Source organism: Paraburkholderia phytofirmans (assembly GCF_046028095.1).
Taxonomy (GTDB): domain Bacteria; phylum Pseudomonadota; class Gammaproteobacteria; order Burkholderiales; family Burkholderiaceae; genus Paraburkholderia; species Paraburkholderia phytofirmans_A.
The window spans coordinates 148769-167228 of the sequence record NZ_JAQQDJ010000006.1; the positions used below are offsets into that span (position 1 = coordinate 148769).

Genomic DNA, 18460 nt, shown 5'->3' on the forward strand with positions numbered 1-18460 from the left:
TTGAAAATCCGCAAGCGGAAACTTTCTCCTTATGTGGGAGAAGGCCGCTCGCGTTCAGATTGAACGGGGAAAAGATTTTGGCGATGAAGAAGCGGACCCGGGCATGCGCCGGCGGGGACTCTTGCGGGGTTGTCGAACGTGCGGGCGAAAGATTTCTTACGCGAACCTTGATTGCGGTAGTGCTTGGCGCGGCCGGTATTGCACCGCTTGCGACACACGCAGTGACTCAGGCAGCGACGCAGGCTGAAGCCGCACCGTTGCAGTCCGCTGCGGCGGCGGCTCACTCCGCCGCGTCTGCACCCAACCTCGCTTTCTTCTATGCAGCCAATCCGCCTGTCGGCGAATTGCAAGCATTCGACGCCGTCGTGGTCGACCCCGCCACGGGTTTCGAACCGGCGGCTCATCCGCTGGCGCACACCACGTGGATCGCGCGCACTAGCGGCGCCGAGTCCGCCGGTTCGGCCGACGCGTTCCTCTCCAGCCAGATCGAGCCGTTGTGGCAGCGCGGCTATCGTGGCTTCCTGCTCGATACGCCCGCGGCTGTGGCCGCCGCCGGCCGCATTCATCAAGCTCATCCGGACGCGCGCCTCGTAGCGGGCGGCGCCGAAGTCATGCGCAACGCGCTGCCGGTGGCGAACTCGCTCTACGCGGTAGTCGGCGATTCGCTGGTGCGCGGTATCGACGACAGCGGCCAGCTTCTGGAAATCCCCGAAGCGTTGCGCGCACAACGCATTGCGGATGCGCGCGCGTTCACGCAACAAAGCGGCGTACCGGTGGTGTCGGTGGAATATTGCGCACGCAACGACCGGCAATGCGCCCGCGACACCGCCGCGCGCGTCGTGTCGGCCGGCATGCTGCCTTATGTGACGAGCAAGGCACGCGACGTGGTCGGCATCGGCAAGATCGAGGTCCTGCCGCGCAAGATTCTCGTCGTGCAGGACCGTGATACCAAAGATCCGCTCGACCTGAGCGCCGGCGTGCGCGATCTGGCCACGCCGCTCAACTATATGGGTTACGACGTCGAGTACGCCGACTTCTCGTCGCGTCTGCCCGACGCCATTACGCCGGACCGTTACGCCGGTGTGGTCGCGTGGATTCAGCGCGGCGCGGTGCCGGATCCCGAGGCGTGGCAACGCTGGGTCGCGGCTCGCATGGCGGACCACGTGCCGGTCGCCTTCCTCGGCGCGTTCGGCTTCGACGCGGCCGGTTCGGCAGGCGCGGCGCTCGATCTGCAAGCCGTGGGCGGCACGCTGGCCGCGCCGGTCACGGTGGTCAAGAGCGATCCGATGGTCGGCTTCGAAATCAGCCCGAAGCCCGAACCGCGCGATCTGCAAGGCGTGCGCGTGGGCTCGCGCAGCCAGTCGTTGCTGCGTGTTTCGGCCAACGGCGTGCTGCTCGATCAGGTCGCGCTCACGCCGTGGGGCGGCTACGCGCTCAGCCCGTACACCGTGGCGTCGCTCGACAGCATCGAGCAGGAACGCTGGGCGATCCAGCCGATGGCGTTCATGAAAGCCGCATTGCATTTGCAGGACATGCCGTCGCCGAGCGTCACGACTGAAAACGGCCGGCGTCTGTTCATGTCCCACGTGGACGGCGACGGTTTCGCCTCGCGGGCCGAATTCCCCGGTCCCGACTATTCCGGCGAAGCGCTGTACCAGCAGATCTTCACCCGCTATCAGGTGCCGATGACGCTCTCGGTGATCGAAGGTGAAGTAGGTCCCAAGGGTCTGCATCCGGATATCTCGCCGCGCCTCGAAGAGATCGCGCGCAAGATGTTCGCGCTGCCGCACGTGGAGATCGGCACGCACACGTACTCGCATCCGTTCCAGTGGGAGCAGGTGGACAGCAAGACCGGCGCACAGGTGGATCGCGGAGGCGGCGACGCGGCGTTCTCGCTGAACATTCCGGGGTATCACTTCAATATCGACCGCGAGATCACCGGTTCGATCGATTACATCAACACGCGCCTTGCGCCGCCCGGAAAGAAAACCGTGCTGCTGCAATGGTCCGGCGACTGCCGTCCGCCGGGTTTCGTCGTGCGCAAGGTGTACGAAGCCGGGGTCTACAACTTCAACGGCGGCGACACGGTCATCACGAAATCGGCCAATAGCTGGACCAATATCGCGCCGATCGGCGTGGACAAGGGGCCGGGTGCCTATCAGGTGTATGCGCCGAATCAGGACGAGAACGTCTACACGAACGACTGGCAAGGCCCGTTCTACGGCTTCCAGCGCGTGCTCGAAACTTTCTCGATGACCGACAAGCCGCTGCGCTTCAAGCCGATCGATATCTACTACCACATGTATAGCGGCACCAAGGTGGCCTCGCTGCGCGCGCTCGACCAGATCTTCTCGACGGTGCTCAAGCAGCCGGTGATGCCGGTCTACGTGAGCGAGTACATCCGCAAGGTGCTCGACTGGCACACGTTCGCGGTGGCGAAAGAGGTGGGCCCGCAGGCGAACGACTGGATCGTGCGCGGCAACGGCGAGGTGCGCGAACTGCACTGGCCGCAGGCGGCGAAACCGTCGCTGGCCGATGCTTCCGGCGTGACGGGTTTCGCAAACGGTCCGGACGGCACGTATATCCATATCGACGGCGGCAGCGCGCGCTTTGCGATCGGCAACGCCACGGCCACGAACGCGGCGCCGTATATCGGCGAAGCCAACGGATTCGTGCGCAACTTCCAGCGCACGGCGCAGGGCGTGCGTTTCGAGTTCGCCGGTCACTATCAGCCGTTCGTCAAGCTGGCCAACGCGCAGCAGTGCAAGGTCAGCGTCAATAAACAGCCTGTCGCGACGCGTCGCGACGGCGAATTCCTGCGTTTCGATACGCCGGCCGACGTCGGACAGAAATTGAACTATCAGTCAATCGAGGTCGCTTGTGGTCGATAATCGCCCTCGCATCGCGCCCACGTGGCTCGTCCTGCTGCTCGCGGGCGTGGTGTTGATCACGCTCTATCTCGTGCATCCGCGCGGCGGTCTGCGCAGCCGGATGACGTCGACCGACGCGCCGAGCGATCTCAGCATCGCGTACCTGGAAGCATGGCTGCGCGTGCAGCCCGACAACTCGGAAATCCTCTCGGTGCTCGGCACGCAGTACGTGCGTCTGGGCCGCAACGAGGACGCGCGCCGTATCGCTGCCCGCATGGAGGCGATTCCGGACGACCACCTGCGCCGCGCGGCGCAGTTGCTGCGTCTGACGGTCGACACGCGCGAGACGTTCGCGCTGCCCGCCAACGATCCGGGCCGCGAAGCCGCGCTCGCCCGTTTGCGCGCGCAGCTCACGAATGCGGCTGCGCTGACGTGGTCGAATGCCGATCTGCAGATGCTGGCCGAGGCGGCTGCGTCGGTGAATGCGCAGCAACTCGCCGGGCAACTCTACGCGCGCCTCGCTGAGCAGGACCCCGCGCAGCAAACGCGCTGGAACCGCGAAGTAGTGCGCTTCGCCATGTATGGCGGCGACTATCGCGGCGCGGCGAACGGCTGGTTCCGTTTGCAAGCCGGCGCGGCGACGTTCGATGCGAGACGTCAGTGCTTTATTGAAGGCATCAAGGCCTTGCAGTCGGGCAATCTGCTCGACGAAGCGCTCGCTGCCGCGGATCAACACGGTGCCGAATTCAGGCACGATCACGGAACGCTCGTGGTGCTGCTGAATCTGGCGCGCGCGGCGCATCGTCCGGATCTCGTGGACCGTTACGCGAAGGCGCTGGCCGGCTACGCGCAGGCTCAGCCGGAAGAGGACGGCGCGCTGCGGCTCGTCGACTTTATCCGCGAACGTTCAGGTAAAGAGGGCGCGCAGGGACAGTACGCCTATATGGATGGTCCGCAAGCTCGGGCCGGTTTTGCCATGCGCGCGAGTACCCATGGTTCGCGCGAGGTGCATGTCGTGCGCGTCGCGGCGTCCACCGCTGCGCCGGCATCCGCGAAACCCGCTGCTGCTGCTGCGCCCGCCGCAACGGCATCAGGCGCCGCGGCTGCGCCGGCCGCCGCGTCGAACTCCGCCGCTTCCAACGACGTGCCGGGCCTCCTCTATCAGTCGTTCCTCGAATCGAGCGATCTGCCGAACGCTCAGCGCGTGGCGGCGGAGCAGGTCAGCAAGAACCCGGGTTCGCCGGTCTGGACCAAGCGCCTCGCTCAGGTCGCCGAATGGAATCACGCGTCGCCGCTCGCCTTACAGATGTGGCTCGCCTACGCGCAAGCCACGCACGACCCCGAAGGCTGGAAAAACGTGATGCGCCTCGCGCCGATGCTCAACGACGACAACGCCTATCTGGCCGCGTTGATCCAGGCATCGAATGCTGCGCCCGGCGACCTGAAGCTGGTCGACTCGGTGGTCGCAGCCTACGAACGCCTCGGCCGTCCTGACGACGCGCTGGCATTCCTGCGCAGCCGTCAACGCAATTCGCCGGCGGAAGCGATCGACGCGCGTCTGGGTCAGCTCGCCGAGCGCTCGGGTCACGACGACGAAGCACTGACTTACTACCGCAAGCTGAACCAGCTTTATCCGTCGAACACGCAATACGCGCTGCGCACGGCGAGCCTTCTGTATCGCCACGGCGACTACAAGGGCGCGCTCGACACGCTGCTCACCGCGCGCCGCGGCGCCAGGGACGACGACGTGCTGTTCTGGCGCAACGCCGCGCAGCTCGCGCGCCTGCTGCAGCGTGACGACATCGCGAACGACGCCTACAAGCATCTGCTGGCAAGCGGCCAGGCGGCGCCTGAAGATCTGAGCGCGATGACGTACTTCTACGACGCGTATCCGGTCGACGCGGCCCGCACGTCCGAGCTGCAGTTCCGCCGCGATCACTCGCAGCGGGCGCTGCAGAGCGCGATTCACTATTACACCGATGCCGAGCAATACGACCGCGTCGACGCATTGCTAAAGAGCCTGACGCCCGAACAACTGGCGGCCGGCGAAGCCGACCCGGCGTTTTTGCGCGTGCGCGCCGAATACTATCGCCAGATCGATCGTCCGCTCGACGCGCTGCACGATTTGCAGCACGCGGTGTCGCTGCCCGGCGCGACGCTCGACTTGCGCGCCGCGCTGCTCTGGACGCTGGTCGACTACGGCAGTGAAGCGCAATTGCGCGAGGCGGTCGCCGAATGGCGCGATGCGCCCGCGCAGGCGCCCGTTTTGTGGGGGCCGCTCGCCGCCGCGCAGATGCGTTTGAACCGGCCGGAAGCGGCGCTCAAGTATCTGCGCCTGCAGTCTGCGTCGATGTCGCGCGATCCGTTGTGGCAACTCGCCTACGCCGAAGCGCAGGAAATGGCGGGGCGCAGCGATCTCGCCTGGTCGATCCGCCGCAACGTCTGGCGTCAGATGCAGCAGGAGGAGGCAGAGGTTCGCGCCAACAGCGCGCAAGGCCAGATCGTGCTGCGCACGCGCGCCTCGCAGGGCGGCGAAGTGCGCGAGCAGATGCTCGGCCGCCGCGTCACGCTCGCGTCGATCTTCGAAAACGCGGACGTGTCGAAGGCATTCCTGATCGATCTGCTCGCGAGCGACGCGGGCCGCAACGACAACGCCGAAGCGCGCCGCACGCTGCTCGGCGACGCGGCCGGCCTGCCGCCCGCGCAACCCGGGAAGGCACCCACCGTGGCGAAGTCGCCGGATCAGGCGCAATTGACTTCGTCGGTGGCGCGCGACGTCGCGCTCGCCTGGGCGATGTCGCATGAAGCGAATCCGCTGGCGAAGCGCTGGCTGGCTCGCCAGTACGCCGACGTGCTGGTGCAGCCGTCGGAGCAGCTGATCGCGATCGCGCTCGCCGAAAATGACAAGCCCGCGATGGAGCGTCTGCTCGACCAGCAAGGCGCACGCTTGCCGCTCTACAACCGTATCGATGCTTCGATCGCGGTGGATCGTCCGGGCGCGGCGGAAAACCTCGCGTTTCAGGGCCTGGAAGGCGCGCCCTACGATTCGGAACTGCATAGCCGCCTGGAGCAAACCGCGCTGACGTGGCCGCAATCGCTCGACGCGACCGTGACCAGTTTCGTCGAACATCCGCTCGACTATATCGAGCAGACGTTGGCGGGCAGCATCAAGGTCGCTGATCTCTACATGGTCGGCGTGAACGGTGTCCAACGCTTTCAGCACTCGACGGACGAGTCGCAACTGACCAACGTGCCTTCGGTGGATCGCTCGGTGGAGATCTACGCGCGCCGTCAAACGTACGACACCGCCTTCATGGTGACCGCCGGCCGCCGCGAAGCACTCGACAGTTTCTATAGCGTGTCGGTGGCGGCGGAGTGGGGCAGGAATTCGCCGTTGTCGTTCGCGCTGAAAGCGGGCCGCAATCAGACCGCGCGGGAATCGCAGGCATTGCTCGTGGGCGGCATGAAGGACAACGTGGTCGGCACGATCACGTACCGCGCGACGCAGCATCTGTATGCGACAGGCACCGTCGAAGCCGATCGTTTCTACAGCCAGGCGCGCAACTACCTCGGCAGCGGCGTGCTCTCGACGGGTGAGATCGGCTATCGGATCCGCACGAACTATCCGGACTACACGGTGCGCCTGATCGGCGCGCATGGCGACTACGGCGCGAGCGGCTCCGCGGACGGCCTGATTTCGCGGCTGATTCCGGCGAGCGCCGGACCGGCCGACGCATCGACCTTCGTTCCGCAGACCTACTCGCAATACGGGTTGTTCTTCGGTTTCGGCAACGATCTGATCGACCAGTACACGCGCGCATGGCGGCCGTTCCTCGACGTGGGCGTGCTGCACGACTCGTTCCAGGGCTGGGGGCCGTCGATCAGCCTGGGCCTCGCGGGCACCGTGTTCGGCGGCGATCACGCGGCACTCTTTTTCTCGCATCAGCGCGTCTCGCGTCTCGGCACGCCAGTGACCCAGATCGGCGCGCGCTATAGCTGGTTTTATTGAACCGGATTTCGCATAGTTATCCCAAGGAGAATTCTTCATGTACGGCATTAAACGATTGGCTCGTACGAGCGCCTGGTGTGTCGCGGCAGCCGCGCTGGCCCTGATGGTGAGCGCCTGCGGCACGGTTCGCCAGACCTCGGGCCCCGCGCTCGCGCGCGGCGACAAGGTGGCGGTGGTGTCGATCGCCAACTACACTGAAACGCCGGATGCCGGTCACAGCGCCGAGTCGATCGCGGCCAACACGCTGCGCGCGGGCGGGATCGCCGATGTGCGCATCGCGCCGGCCGATTCGAACCGCAACTCGCTGTTCGACACGACGCAGCGCGCCGACAGCGACAAAGCGCTGGAATGGGCGCGTTCGCAGAACGCCCGCTATGTGCTGTCGGGCGCGGTCGAAGAGTGGCGCTACAAAACGGGCGTGGACGGCGAGCCGGTGGTCGGCGTGACGTTCGAACTGATCGACGTGTCGAACGGCGCCGTGGTGTGGAGCGCGACGGGCACGCGTACGGGCTGGAGCCGCTCGGGTCTGTCGAGCGTGGCGACCTCGCTGATCGCCAAGGTTCTGTCGCCGTTGCAAGCGCGTCAGTAAAAGCATCAATAAGCATATCCCCAAGGTTGCCTGTTTGCGCCCGAAGTGCGGGCCGCCAGCCGCAACCCGACATGTGAAAAGGAAATGGCCGTGAATACCGCAGCCGTGGAAAACAACCCAGGCGCCTCGAAGCCGCGCCATGCGCATCCGTTCGGCAATCTCGGACGCGTGCGCCGCTTGCTGGCGCCCGCGGTGGCGCGGCCGTTCGCGATCGTTGAAACCGTCGTGCTCGTGCTGGTCGTACTGGCCGTGGCCCGCTGGCTTCATCCTGAAGACCCGTTGCTGCTGCACAATGGTTTTCCGTGGCTGTGGCTGGCGTCGCTGCTGGTGGCCTTGCGCTACGGCAGCCTGCTCGGTCTCTTGAGCGGGGCCTTGATGCTCGGCGCGTGGGCGCTCTTTTATCCGCACGGCGGCCCGTTCCCCACGCTGTATTTCGCGGGCGGTCTGATCCAGACGATTCTCGCCGGGCACTTCGGCGATACGTGGGGCAGCCGCGCCGAGCGCGCGTCCTCGCTGAACGATTACCTGAACGACCGTCTCGTCGCGTTGACCAATAGCCACTATCTGATGCGGCTCTCGCACGAGCGGCTCGAAAAGGATTTGTTGTCGCGTCCCACCACGTTGCGCGATTCGATTACCGAATTGCGCCGTCTGTCGGTCGCCACGGATACGGCGCTCGCCGTGCCGGCAGCGGGCAAGCAAAACGATCCGCCGGGCGGCGATCCGCTTGGCGGCGCGAGCGGTCTGCTCGAATTCGTCGCCCAAGCCTGCCAGATCGAAGTGGCGGCGTTGTATCCGGTGCATCACGGCAAGCTCGGCACGCAGGCCATCGCGCAGATCGGCGATCCGTTCGAACTCGCCGAGCATGACGAACTCGTCACGCATGCGTTGAACACGCTGAGCGTCGCGCATCTGAAGAACGAAGACACCGTCGTGCCGGTCAGCCAGTACCTGGTGTGCGCGCCGCTCGTATCGGCGGACGGTGAACTGCGCGCGCTGCTCGTCGTCAAGCGCATGCCGTTCCTGTCGCTCAACTTCGACAACCTGCAATTGCTGCTGGTGCTGCTCGGCTATTACGCGGACGGCGTCGAGCATTCCGCATTCGTGCAGCGCATTCTCGACCGCGTGCCGAACTGCCCGTATGAATTCGCACTCGACCTGAGCCGTCTCACGCGTCTTCAACAGAAGGCGGGCGTGGCGTCGTCGCTCGTCGCGCTGGCGTTTCCGCGCGATGAAGAGGGCGACTCGCTGTTCGAGCACGTCATGCGCCGCCGCCGTTCACTCGACGTGATGTGGCCGGTGCAGACCGCGAAGCAGTCGGTGCTGGTGAATCTGATGCCGGCCACCGATACGACCGGTATCGACGGTTATCTCGCGCGGATCGAAGCCAGCCTGACGGCCCAGTTCAACACCGACCTGGAACGCGCGCGCGTCGGCGTTCATACGCTCCACCTCGAGGGCGACGAGCCGGGCGCGGCGCTAGTGCGTCTTCTCAAACGAAGCGGCCTCGATGTCTAAGACCCTTTCTCTCATCGTCGGCGCGCTCGCGGCCGTGGTGGCCGTGATCGTGCAATATCTGGCGATCGCGAGCCTGCTGCAACCGGCCGGCGCGATCGATCCGCTGCTGCGCTTTTTCGCGTTGCAGGCCTTGGCGGGACTCGCGGAGGCGGTTGCGTTCCGCTCATGGCTGCCGCTGAATTACCGCGAGCCGCGCGCGGTTTCGTTGCTGTTCCTGTGGCTCGCCTGTACTTTCGTGCCGCTGTTCGGCGGCCTCGTGGTGCTGATCAGTTGCATCTGGGCGGCGCTCTTTCCGGGCAGCAAGGAAAGCGATCAACTCGCCGATGTGCCGCGCCCGGAGTTCGTCACCTACTTGGTGTCGCGCGTGTCGCACGGCGGCGGCGCGCGTCTGCAGGCGCGCCTCGCCAACACTCAGGTGTCGCCCACCGACCGGCTGTCCGCGCTGGTGGCGATCCAGAGCATGCCCACCCGCACCACGGGCACGTTGCTGCGCGAGTTGCTGGCCGACCCGCTCGAAGACATTCGCCTGATCGCATACGGCACGCTGGATCACGCCGAAAACGAGATCATGCAGAAGATCTTCCGCACCAGCAAAGCGCTGGAAGCGACGGACAACGACGTCGAGCGCCATGCGCTGAACCGACTGCTCGCCGAGCTGTACTTCGAACTCGTGTACCAGAACCTGGTGCAAGGCGCGGTTTACCGCCATACGCTGCAACAAGCCGACCGCTATGCCCAGGCGGCGCTCGAAACCGATCCGGGCGATGCCGCGCTGTGGCTGATTCGCGGCCGTCTCGCGCTGGCGAACGGCTTGCCCAATGCCGCGCATGAATACATCGGCCAGGCGCTCGCACTCGGCTTCCCGCGCGAACGGCTGGTGCCGTGGCTCGCGGAAGCCGACTTCCTGCGCGGCGACTACGCTCGCGTCAAGCAGCTTCTCGCATCGCTGGGCAATGCCGCCGCGTTGCCCACACTCAAACCGGTTGTGAAGTACTGGTCATGATGAAAGAACTCCCGATCCGCCGTGCCGCCGATGCCGATGTCTGCCTGCTGCTCGAAGGCACGTTCCCGTTCGTGCGTGGCGGCGTGTCGAGCTGGGTCAATGAAATGATCCGCTCCTACCCGGAGACCCGCTTCGCGATTGTGTTCATCGGCAGCCGGGAACAGGACTACAACGGCGTTGCTTACGCGCTGCCGGACAACGTGGTGCATATCGAAACGCACTTCCTGTACGAACAGGTCGTGGCGGATTTTCAGCCGCGTGCCGTCGCTGGCGACGCCGCGGCGTTCGCGCGCTCGCAGAGATTGCACGACGCCTTGCGCGATCCGCGCAGCGGGCTGGACGTCGGCGGTCTGATGGCGAGCATGATTCCGATGCTCGGGGCGAATGGCGCGCTGAACGAAGAGCAGTTTCTGTCGAGCCGCGCGGCGTGGGACACGATCGTCGATCAGTATCAGAAGTACTGTACCGATCCGTCGTTCACCGATTATTTCTGGACCGTGCGCATCATGCACAAGCCGCTGTGGCAACTCGCTCGCGTCGCTGAGAAACTGTTGCCGGCGAAGGTCTACCACACGGTATCGACGGGATACGGCGGCTTTCTAGGCGCATTGATGCATTACCGCACGGGCCGTCCGCTGCTGATCTCCGAGCACGGCATCTACACGAAAGAGCGCAAGATCGATCTGCTGCAAAGCCAGTGGATTCGCGACAACCGCGGTGTGTTCGAACGCGATATCTCGCGCGTCAGCTATTTCCGCGAACTGTGGGTGCGTTTCTTCGAAGCGATCGGCAAGCTCGCGTACGACGCCGCTGACGATATCGTCGCGTTGTACGAGGCGAACCGCCAGCGTCAGATCACGGACGGTGCGCGCGCCGAGCGTACGCAATGCATTCCGAACGGCATCGACGTCGACGCGCTCGGGCCGCTGGTGGCAGAGCGCAAACCGCGTTCGCACCGTGTGGTCGCGCTGATTGGGCGCGTGGTGCCGATCAAGGACATCAAGACCTTCATTCGCGCGATCTTCATTGCGTCGCGCACCATGCCGGACCTCGAAGGCTGGATCATCGGGCCGGAAGAGGAAGATCCCGCTTACGCGCTCGAATGCCGCGCGCTCGTGGAGAGTCTCGGCCTGAGCCGCAATGTGAAATTCCTCGGCTTCCAGCGCATCGACGACATGATGCCGCAGATCGACGTGATCGCGCTGACCTCGATCAGCGAGGCGCTGCCGCTGGTGGTGCTGGAAGGTTTCGCGGCCGGCGTGCCGGCCATCACGACCGACGTGGGCTCGTGCCGTCAACTGATCGAAGGCGTGGATGCGGAAGATCGCGCGCTCGGCTCGGCGGGCGCGGTAGTGCAACTCGCGGACCCGGCGGCCTTCGCCCAGGCGGTGCTGGCGCTGCTCGCCGACGAAACCCGCTGGCAGGCCGCGCAGCAGGCCGGACTCGCGCGCGTGCGCCGCTATTACACCAAAAAGCAGATGATCGACCGCTATCGCGCGCTGTATGAGCGTCTCGCCGCCATGCCGGATCGCGAGCGCAACTATTCGGCCGCCGATGCGGCGCGCTGCCCGATGCATCACGGCACTCAATCCAAGGCGGAGCCGCACGCGAGTTCGGCGCAGCCCGGTCAATCGCAGGAGACACGCTGATGGCGGGTATCGGCTTCGAATTACGCAAGATCATGCGCCGCGACACGCTGACCGGCGTGGCGCGCGCCTATGCCTACGCGGGCCTGATCAGTTCCGGTCCGCTGATCCTGTCGATCTTCGGCATCCTGATCATCGGCTTGATCAGTCTCACTTCGGTGATTCCGACTTTCGCGATCGTGCAGTTTCAGGTGTCGGTCACTTATCTGATCGCGCTCAGTCTGATTCTGACCGGGCCGCTGCAACTGTCGTTCACGCGCTTCATCTCCGACCGGCTGTTCGAAAAGCGCGACGACCTCGTGCTGTCGAACTATAACGGCGTGGTGCTGGTGTCGTCGGTAATGGCCAGCGTGGTCGCGGTGATCGCGATGCTGGTGGGTTTCCGTGAGGAGCCGCTGATCTACCGCTTGCTGATGATTACGGGCTTCGTGGTGGTCAGTAACATCTGGATCGCCGTGATCTTCCTGTCGAGCGTGAAACAGTACCGTCAGATCCTGATGGTGTTCGCCGTCGGCTATGCGTGCGTGGTGTGTCTCGCGCTCGCGTTGAACGGCTACGGACTGGTCGGTCTGCTCGGCGGCTTCGTGGCGGGCCACATCGTGCTGCTCGCCGGTCTGTCGGGTCTGATTTACCGTAACTACCGCAGCGAGCGTTTCGTTTCGTTCGAAGTGTTCGAGCGGCGCTTCGCCTATCCGAGCCTCGCGCTGGTCGGCCTGCTGTTCAATATCGGCGTGTGGCTCGACAAGTTCATGTTCTGGTATGCGCCGGGCACGGGCACGCGCGTGATCGGGCCGCTGCATGCATCGGTGATTTACGACATTCCGATTTTTATCGCCTACGTGTGCGTGATGCCAGGCATGGCGACGTTCCTCGTGCGCATCGAGGCGGATTTCGTCGAGTACTACGACGCCTTCTACGACGCCGTGCGCAGCGGCGCGACGCTGCGCCATATCAACGAGATGCGCGACATGATGGTGGGCAGCGTGCGCGCCGGCCTGTATGAAATCATCAAGGTGCAGACGGTCGTGCTGCTGCTGATCGTTGCCTTCGGCGAGCGCGTGCTGGGCTCGCTCGGCATTTCGCCGCTGTATATGCCGCTGCTCGTCGTCGACGTGGTGTCGGCGAGTCTGCAGGTGTTGCTGCTCGGTCTGCTCAACGTGTTCTTCTATCTCGACGGGCGGCGTATGGTGCTGCGGCTCACCGGCGCATTCGTCGTGCTGAATGGACTCTTCACCGGTATCACGCTCAAGCTCGGGCCGGATTTCTACGGCTATGGATTTGCGCTGGCGTTGCTGGTCGTGGTGGTGGCATCCGTGAAGGTGCTCGACCGCAAATTCATGTCTTTGGAATACGAAACGTATATGTTGCGGGGTTAAAACCGGAGCGTCGCTGTTTCGGCTCAAGATCGCGTTCATGCTGCCGTTCTAGAAGCAGTGAGGGCAGGGCGCGCATGACGAGACGAACCGGCGCGCCGGCAACTTTGGCCTCACACCGTTCGACTTCGGATTCCACCATGCATCAAGCTGTTTTTGGCCCGCTTCAGCGGGCCGCTCGCGCGCGCCTTGCCGTCGGTGTTCATGACGGCCGCCGTGTCGTCCAATGCTGGCTCAGCGCAGCCGTGATCGTTGCGACGTGCAGTCTGTTGGCCGGCTGCGGAGGCGGTGGCAGCGGCACGGGCAGTACGAGCGATTCGACCGCGGCCGCGGCGACTTCGGCGAGCGGTACAAGCGGCAATTCCGGTAACTCGACCGGTTCGACGAACTCGACCGGTTCGGGCAATTCGTCGAACAACACGAATTCCGGTTCGACTACCACGCCGAAGATCTCGACGGCCCGTGCGTTGCCGGCATCGCCGGTGTGGACGGTCTATTACGGCCAGGGCGGCGCGCTCGACATCGCTCAGGTGGCGACCACGTTCAACGTGATCGTGATCGACGCGGATCCGGGTAACGGCACGCCTGCCTTCTCGGCCGCGCAGATCGCCGCATTGAAGGCGAACGGCGCGAAAGTGCTCAGTTACCTGAATTTCGGCGCCTGCGAAAAATCGCGGACTTACTGGAACACGGTGCCGTCCGGCTTCGTGTCGTGCGGCGCGAATACTGCGGCGCAAATCAGCAGATATTCGGGCTTCCAGGAATACTGGATGAATCCCGCCAACGCCGACTATCAGAACCTGATCGTCAACTACATCGCGCCTCGTCTCGCGGCAACCGGTGTCGACGGCTTCATGCTGGATAACTTCGAAATCGTCGGACATGGCGCCAATGCGTCGAGCGCACCGTGCAATGCAAGCTGCGCCCAGGGCGGTCTCGATCTGGTCAAGCAACTGCGCGACCGCTTCCCGGATCTGGCGATGGTGCCGAATGCCGCGCCGGTATCGGCCATCGGCGCAACGACGGGCGGTGTATCGTTTCCGTGGCTGATCGACGGCGTGATCGCGGAACAGGTCTTCTTGCCGTCGACGAGCACGTCGATCGTGCAGCAGTTGAAGTCGTGGCAAAGCACGGAGCAGAATCTCGGCCGCAGCGCATTCCTCGTCGGGTCGCTCGACTACGTGTCGTCATGCACGGCGAGTTCGAGCGCGCAATCCTCATGGGCGGCTGCGCAACAGGCGGGCTTCAGTCCGTCGATCTCGACTGTATCGCTCGATAGTATTTGCTGGTGGTCGTTCCTGCCCGTGGGCATCTAGGTACGACAGCCTCAAGCGGACGGTGTTGCCCGAATAACATGAACGAGGAGCCGGATTTGTCCGAGCACGATCACGATCAAGGCCGACGCTTCAGCGTGCGCTCGCTGCTGCGCCGTGTCAGCCGTTTCGCGCGCATGGCCGCGCTCGGCGCGCTGGCTTCGGTCGCGCACGCGCAGGGCGCGGCGAACGCGCCGGCGGGACCATCGGTGGCGTTGTACTACGGCATGAATCCGCCTGTCGAAGACCTGGCCGCATTCGATGTCGTGGTGGTCGACCCCGACGCGCACTTCGATCCGCGCGCTCACCGGAAAGCCCATCCGGCGTGGTTCGCGTATGTGAGCGTCGGCGAGGTGAACCCGCATCGCGCGTATTACACCGCGATGCCGCGCGAGTGGCTGCCGGGCGTCAACGAGGCGTGGGCCTCGCATGTGATCGATCAGACGGCCGCTGAATGGCCGGCGTTTTTCGTCGACAAGGTTGTCGCCCCGTTATGGAGAAAAGGCTACCGCGGCTTCTTTCTCGACACGCTCGATTCCTACCACCTGATCGCCAAAACCGACGCCACGCGCGCCGCGCAGGAAGCGGGGCTGGTGCGGGTGGTCCGCGCGATCAAGAAGCGCTATCCCGGCGCGAAGCTGATCTTCAACCGTGGCTTCGAGGTCTTGCCGCAGGTCCATGATCTTGCCTACATGGTGGCGTTCGAATCGCTGTACCGCGGTTGGGATGCCGGCAAGCAGCGTTACACGGAAGTGCCGCAAGCCGATCGCGACTGGCTGCTGGCGCAGGCAGCGACGATCCGCGATCAATACAAACTGCCGGTGCTGTCCATCGACTATTGCCCGCCCGCCGACGACACATGCGCAGCCGCCACCGCGGCGCGGATTACGGAAGCCGGCTTCGTGCCCTACGTCACCGATGGCGGACTCGCCACTGTCGGCGTCGGCGCGGCTGGGACCAGCAATGCACGTCCGTCACAACCGGATTGAATCAATACCAAAGGGAATTTCGCATGGACTTGAAAGGCACGATTCTGGTCACCGGGGGCGCGGGTTTTATCGGCTCGCATACCTGTGTCGAATTGCTGAACGGTGGCTACGACGTGGTCGTGGTGGACAACCTCGTCAACAGCAACCGCGAGTCGCTCAAACGCGTCGAGCAGATCACGGGCAAGCGTGTCGCATTCTACGAAACGGATTCACGCGATGAAGCCGCGCTGCAGCGCATTTTCGACGCGCATCCGGTGAGTGGCGCGATTCACTTCGCGGCGCTCAAAGCGGTGGGCGAATCGGTCTCGAAGCCGATCGAGTACTACGACAACAATCTCGGCAGTCTGCTCACGCTGCTGTCGGTGATGCGCGCTCGCAACGTGAAGCAGTTCGTGTTCAGTTCGTCGGCCACGGTGTACGGCGTGCCGAAAACTTCGCCGATCGACGAATCGTTTCCGCTGTCCGCCACGAATCCATACGGGCAGACGAAGCTGATCGCCGAACAGATCCTGCGCGATCTGGAAGTGTCGGATCCGTCGTGGCGGATCGCCACGCTGCGCTATTTCAATCCGGTCGGCGCGCACGAGAGCGGTCTGATCGGCGAAGACCCGGGCGGCGTGCCGAACAACCTCATGCCGTATGTCGCGCAAGTCGCGGTCGGCAAGCTGGAGAAGCTGCGTGTGTTCGGCGGCGACTACGACACGCCTGACGGCACCGGTGTGCGTGATTACATCCACGTGGTGGATCTGGCGCGCGGACACCTGGCCGCGCTCGACGCGCTGGTCGCGCGCGATGCGAGCTTCGTGGTGAACCTCGGCACCGGGCGGGGCTATAGCGTACTGGACGTGGTGCGCTCGTTCGAAAAGGCTTCGGGCAAGCCGGTGCCTTATGAAATCGTGGCGCGCCGTCCGGGCGACGTTGCGTCCTGTTTCGCCGATCCGGCCGCGGCGGAAAAGCTGCTCGGCTGGCGCGCGCAGTACGGCATCGAACGCATGTGCGCCGACCATTGGCGCTGGCAATCGACCAATCCGGCCGGCTACGCCTGAGGCTCGATTCGATTCGGGGCGATTCGCCCCATCCGATACAACATCACGTGGGAAAGCAAATATATGTGTGGCATTGTCGGCGCGGTAGCGCAACGTAACATCGTCCCGGTTCTGATCGAAGGGCTGCGGCGTCTCGAGTATCGCGGCTACGACTCGTGCGGCGTCGCCGTGCTGGACGCCACTGGTCCACGCCGCGCGCGCAGCACGGCGCGCGTTGCCGATCTCGACGCGCAGGCGCGCGAGACGCATCTCGAAGGCGGCACGGGCGTCGCGCACACGCGTTGGGCGACGCATGGCGCGCCGGTCACGGACAACGCGCATCCGATTTTCTCGAAGGACGAGTTGGCGCTGGTGCATAACGGCATCATCGAAAACTACGAGCCGTTGCGCGAGATGCTGCGCGCGAAGGGCTATGTGTTCGTGTCGCAAACCGACACGGAAGTGGTCGCGCACCTGGTGCACAGCCTGTATCGCGGCAATCTGTTCGACGCGGTTCGTGAGGCGGTGAAGCAACTGGACGGCGCGTACGCGATTGCGGTCGAGCATAAAGCGCATCCGCATCTCGTGGTGGGCGCGCGGCAGGGTTCGCCGCTCGTCGTCGGTATCGGCGAAGGCGAGAATTTCCTCGCGTCGGATGCGCTCGCTTTGGCCGGCGAGACCGAACGTTTCATCTTCCTGGAAGAGGGCGACGTGTGCGAGCTGACGCTCGAGCGCGTGCGAGTGGTGAGCCGCGATGGCATCGACGTAGAGCGCGAAGTGCGCACGGTGGCCGCATATGGCGGCGGCGTGGAACTCGGCCCGTACCGGCATTTCATGCAGAAGGAAATCTTCGAGCAGCCGCGCGCGATCGCCGATACGGTGCCACAAGGCGAATCGCTGGATGCATCGCTGTTCGGTGAAGAGGCTGCGGCCGTGTTCGCGGATATCGACAGTCTGTTGATTCTCGCGTGCGGCACCAGCTATTACTCGGGACTGACGGCCAAGTACTGGCTCGAATCGATCGCGAAGATTCCCACTCAGGTCGAAATCGCCAGCGAGTACCGCTACCGCGATTCGGTGCCCAATCCGAAAGCGCTGGTGGTCGTGATCTCCCAGTCGGGAGAAACGGCAGATACGCTCGCTGCGTTGAAGCATGCGCAGTCGCTCGGACACGAGCACACGCTGTCGGTCTGCAACGTAGCGACGAGCGCGATGGTGCGCTTGACGTCACTGTCGTTCCATACGCACGCGGGCCGCGAGATCGGCGTGGCGTCGACCAAGGCGTTCACCACGCAACTGGTCGGACTGTTCGTGCTTGCCGCGACGCTCGGAAAAATTCGCGGCACGGTGAGCCCGGAACAGGAAGCCGACTACGTGCGCCAGTTGCGCCATCTGCCGGCCGCGTTGAATGCGGTGCTCGCGCTGGAGCCGCAGATCATCGCGTGGTCGGAGAAGTTTTCGGGTAAGGAAAGCGCGCTGTTTCTCGGCCGTGGCTCGCACTATCCGATCGCGCTCGAAGGCGCGCTCAAGCTCAAGGAGATCTCCTATATTCACGCGGAGGCGTATCCCGCCGGTGAATTGAAGCATGGCCCGCTGGCGCTCGTCACCGACGCGATGCCGGTCGTGACGATCGCGCCGAACGACGCGCTGCTCGAGAAGCTGAAGTCGAATCTTCAGGAAGTGAAGGCGCGTGGCGGCGAGCTTTATGTGTTTGCCGATACGGATACGCGGATTGGGAGTGAGCCCGGGATTCATGTAATCAGAATGCCGGAGCACTATGGGCCGTTGTCGCCGATTCTGCATGTGGTGCCGTTGCAGTTGCTGGCTTATCACACGGCCTGCGCGCGCGGGACGGATGTGGATAAGCCGAGGAATCTGGCCAAGTCCGTGACGGTGGAGTGAAGGGGTAGGGTTGGGGTGGCCGGCGGCTTCGCCGGCCTTGATGCAGCGAATATCCGCAACCAACCCGAAAACGCTTTCAAACCACCCTGTGTTAGTTTTGCAGCTCGACTGCTGGTCCCGACAATCCGCGTCGGGCTTCCTGCCTGCCAAAGCTCATCCAGAGTTTTGGTAATCGCTCGCAAACCGCGCGGCGGCTCTGTTCTCATCCTCGTTACGCATTGGC

Annotated in this window: 11 protein-coding genes; all 11 read left to right on the forward strand. The window is 64.3% G+C overall.

Going from position 1 to position 18460, the window contains the following annotated elements; genetic code table 11:
* Positions 1-83: 83 nt before the first annotated feature.
* Positions 84-2891, forward strand: a complete 2808-nt coding sequence (locus tag PQR54_RS18990; RefSeq protein WP_408248319.1) for a sugar ABC transporter — start codon at positions 84-86, stop codon at positions 2889-2891.
* The gene (locus tag PQR54_RS18995; protein WP_408248321.1) at positions 2881-6879 is read left to right on the forward strand and encodes a tetratricopeptide repeat protein; all 3999 of its coding nucleotides are present in this window, start codon (positions 2881-2883) and stop codon (positions 6877-6879) included. The genes PQR54_RS18990 and PQR54_RS18995 overlap by 11 nt, the downstream gene beginning before the upstream one ends.
* A gap of 37 nt (positions 6880-6916) precedes the next feature.
* Complete coding sequence (locus PQR54_RS19000) at positions 6917-7468, forward strand: LpoB-related protein (protein ID WP_012432521.1); 552 nt, start codon at positions 6917-6919, stop codon at positions 7466-7468.
* Positions 7469-7558: 90 nt separating this feature from the next.
* Positions 7559-8986 carry a PelD GGDEF domain-containing protein gene (locus PQR54_RS19005; protein ID WP_408248323.1) on the forward strand — a complete coding sequence of 476 codons (1428 nt, stop codon included), beginning with the start codon at positions 7559-7561 and terminating at the stop codon, positions 8984-8986.
* Positions 8979-9989, forward strand: a complete 1011-nt coding sequence (locus PQR54_RS19010) for a tetratricopeptide repeat protein (protein WP_408248325.1) — start codon at positions 8979-8981, stop codon at positions 9987-9989. The genes PQR54_RS19005 and PQR54_RS19010 overlap by 8 nt, the downstream gene beginning before the upstream one ends.
* A complete protein-coding gene (pelF, locus tag PQR54_RS19015; RefSeq protein WP_408248327.1) occupies positions 9986-11638 on the forward strand; it encodes a GT4 family glycosyltransferase PelF in 1653 nt (550 codons plus the stop codon). Before PQR54_RS19010 ends, pelF begins: the two co-directional genes overlap by 4 nt.
* Positions 11638-13011, forward strand: coding sequence for an exopolysaccharide Pel transporter PelG (pelG, locus tag PQR54_RS19020; RefSeq protein WP_408248329.1), 1374 nt, complete (start codon positions 11638-11640; stop codon positions 13009-13011). Before pelF ends, pelG begins: the two co-directional genes overlap by 1 nt.
* A gap of 137 nt (positions 13012-13148) precedes the next feature.
* On the forward strand, positions 13149-14324 hold the full coding sequence (locus PQR54_RS19025) for a glycoside hydrolase family 191 protein (protein ID WP_408248331.1): 1176 nt from the start codon (positions 13149-13151) through the stop codon (positions 14322-14324).
* A 38-nt stretch (positions 14325-14362) separates the two neighbouring features.
* Entirely contained in the window at positions 14363-15310 is a 948-nt protein-coding gene (locus PQR54_RS19030; protein WP_408248333.1) for an endo alpha-1,4 polygalactosaminidase, read from the forward strand.
* Positions 15311-15333: 23 nt separating this feature from the next.
* Positions 15334-16356: a UDP-glucose 4-epimerase GalE gene (gene galE / locus PQR54_RS19035; RefSeq protein WP_408248335.1), complete on the forward strand. Its 1023-nt coding sequence runs from the start codon at positions 15334-15336 to the stop codon at positions 16354-16356.
* 63 nt (positions 16357-16419) lie between these two features.
* Complete coding sequence (gene glmS, locus PQR54_RS19040) at positions 16420-18237, forward strand: glutamine--fructose-6-phosphate transaminase (isomerizing) (protein WP_408248337.1); 1818 nt, start codon at positions 16420-16422, stop codon at positions 18235-18237.
* Positions 18238-18460 lie beyond the last annotated feature (223 nt).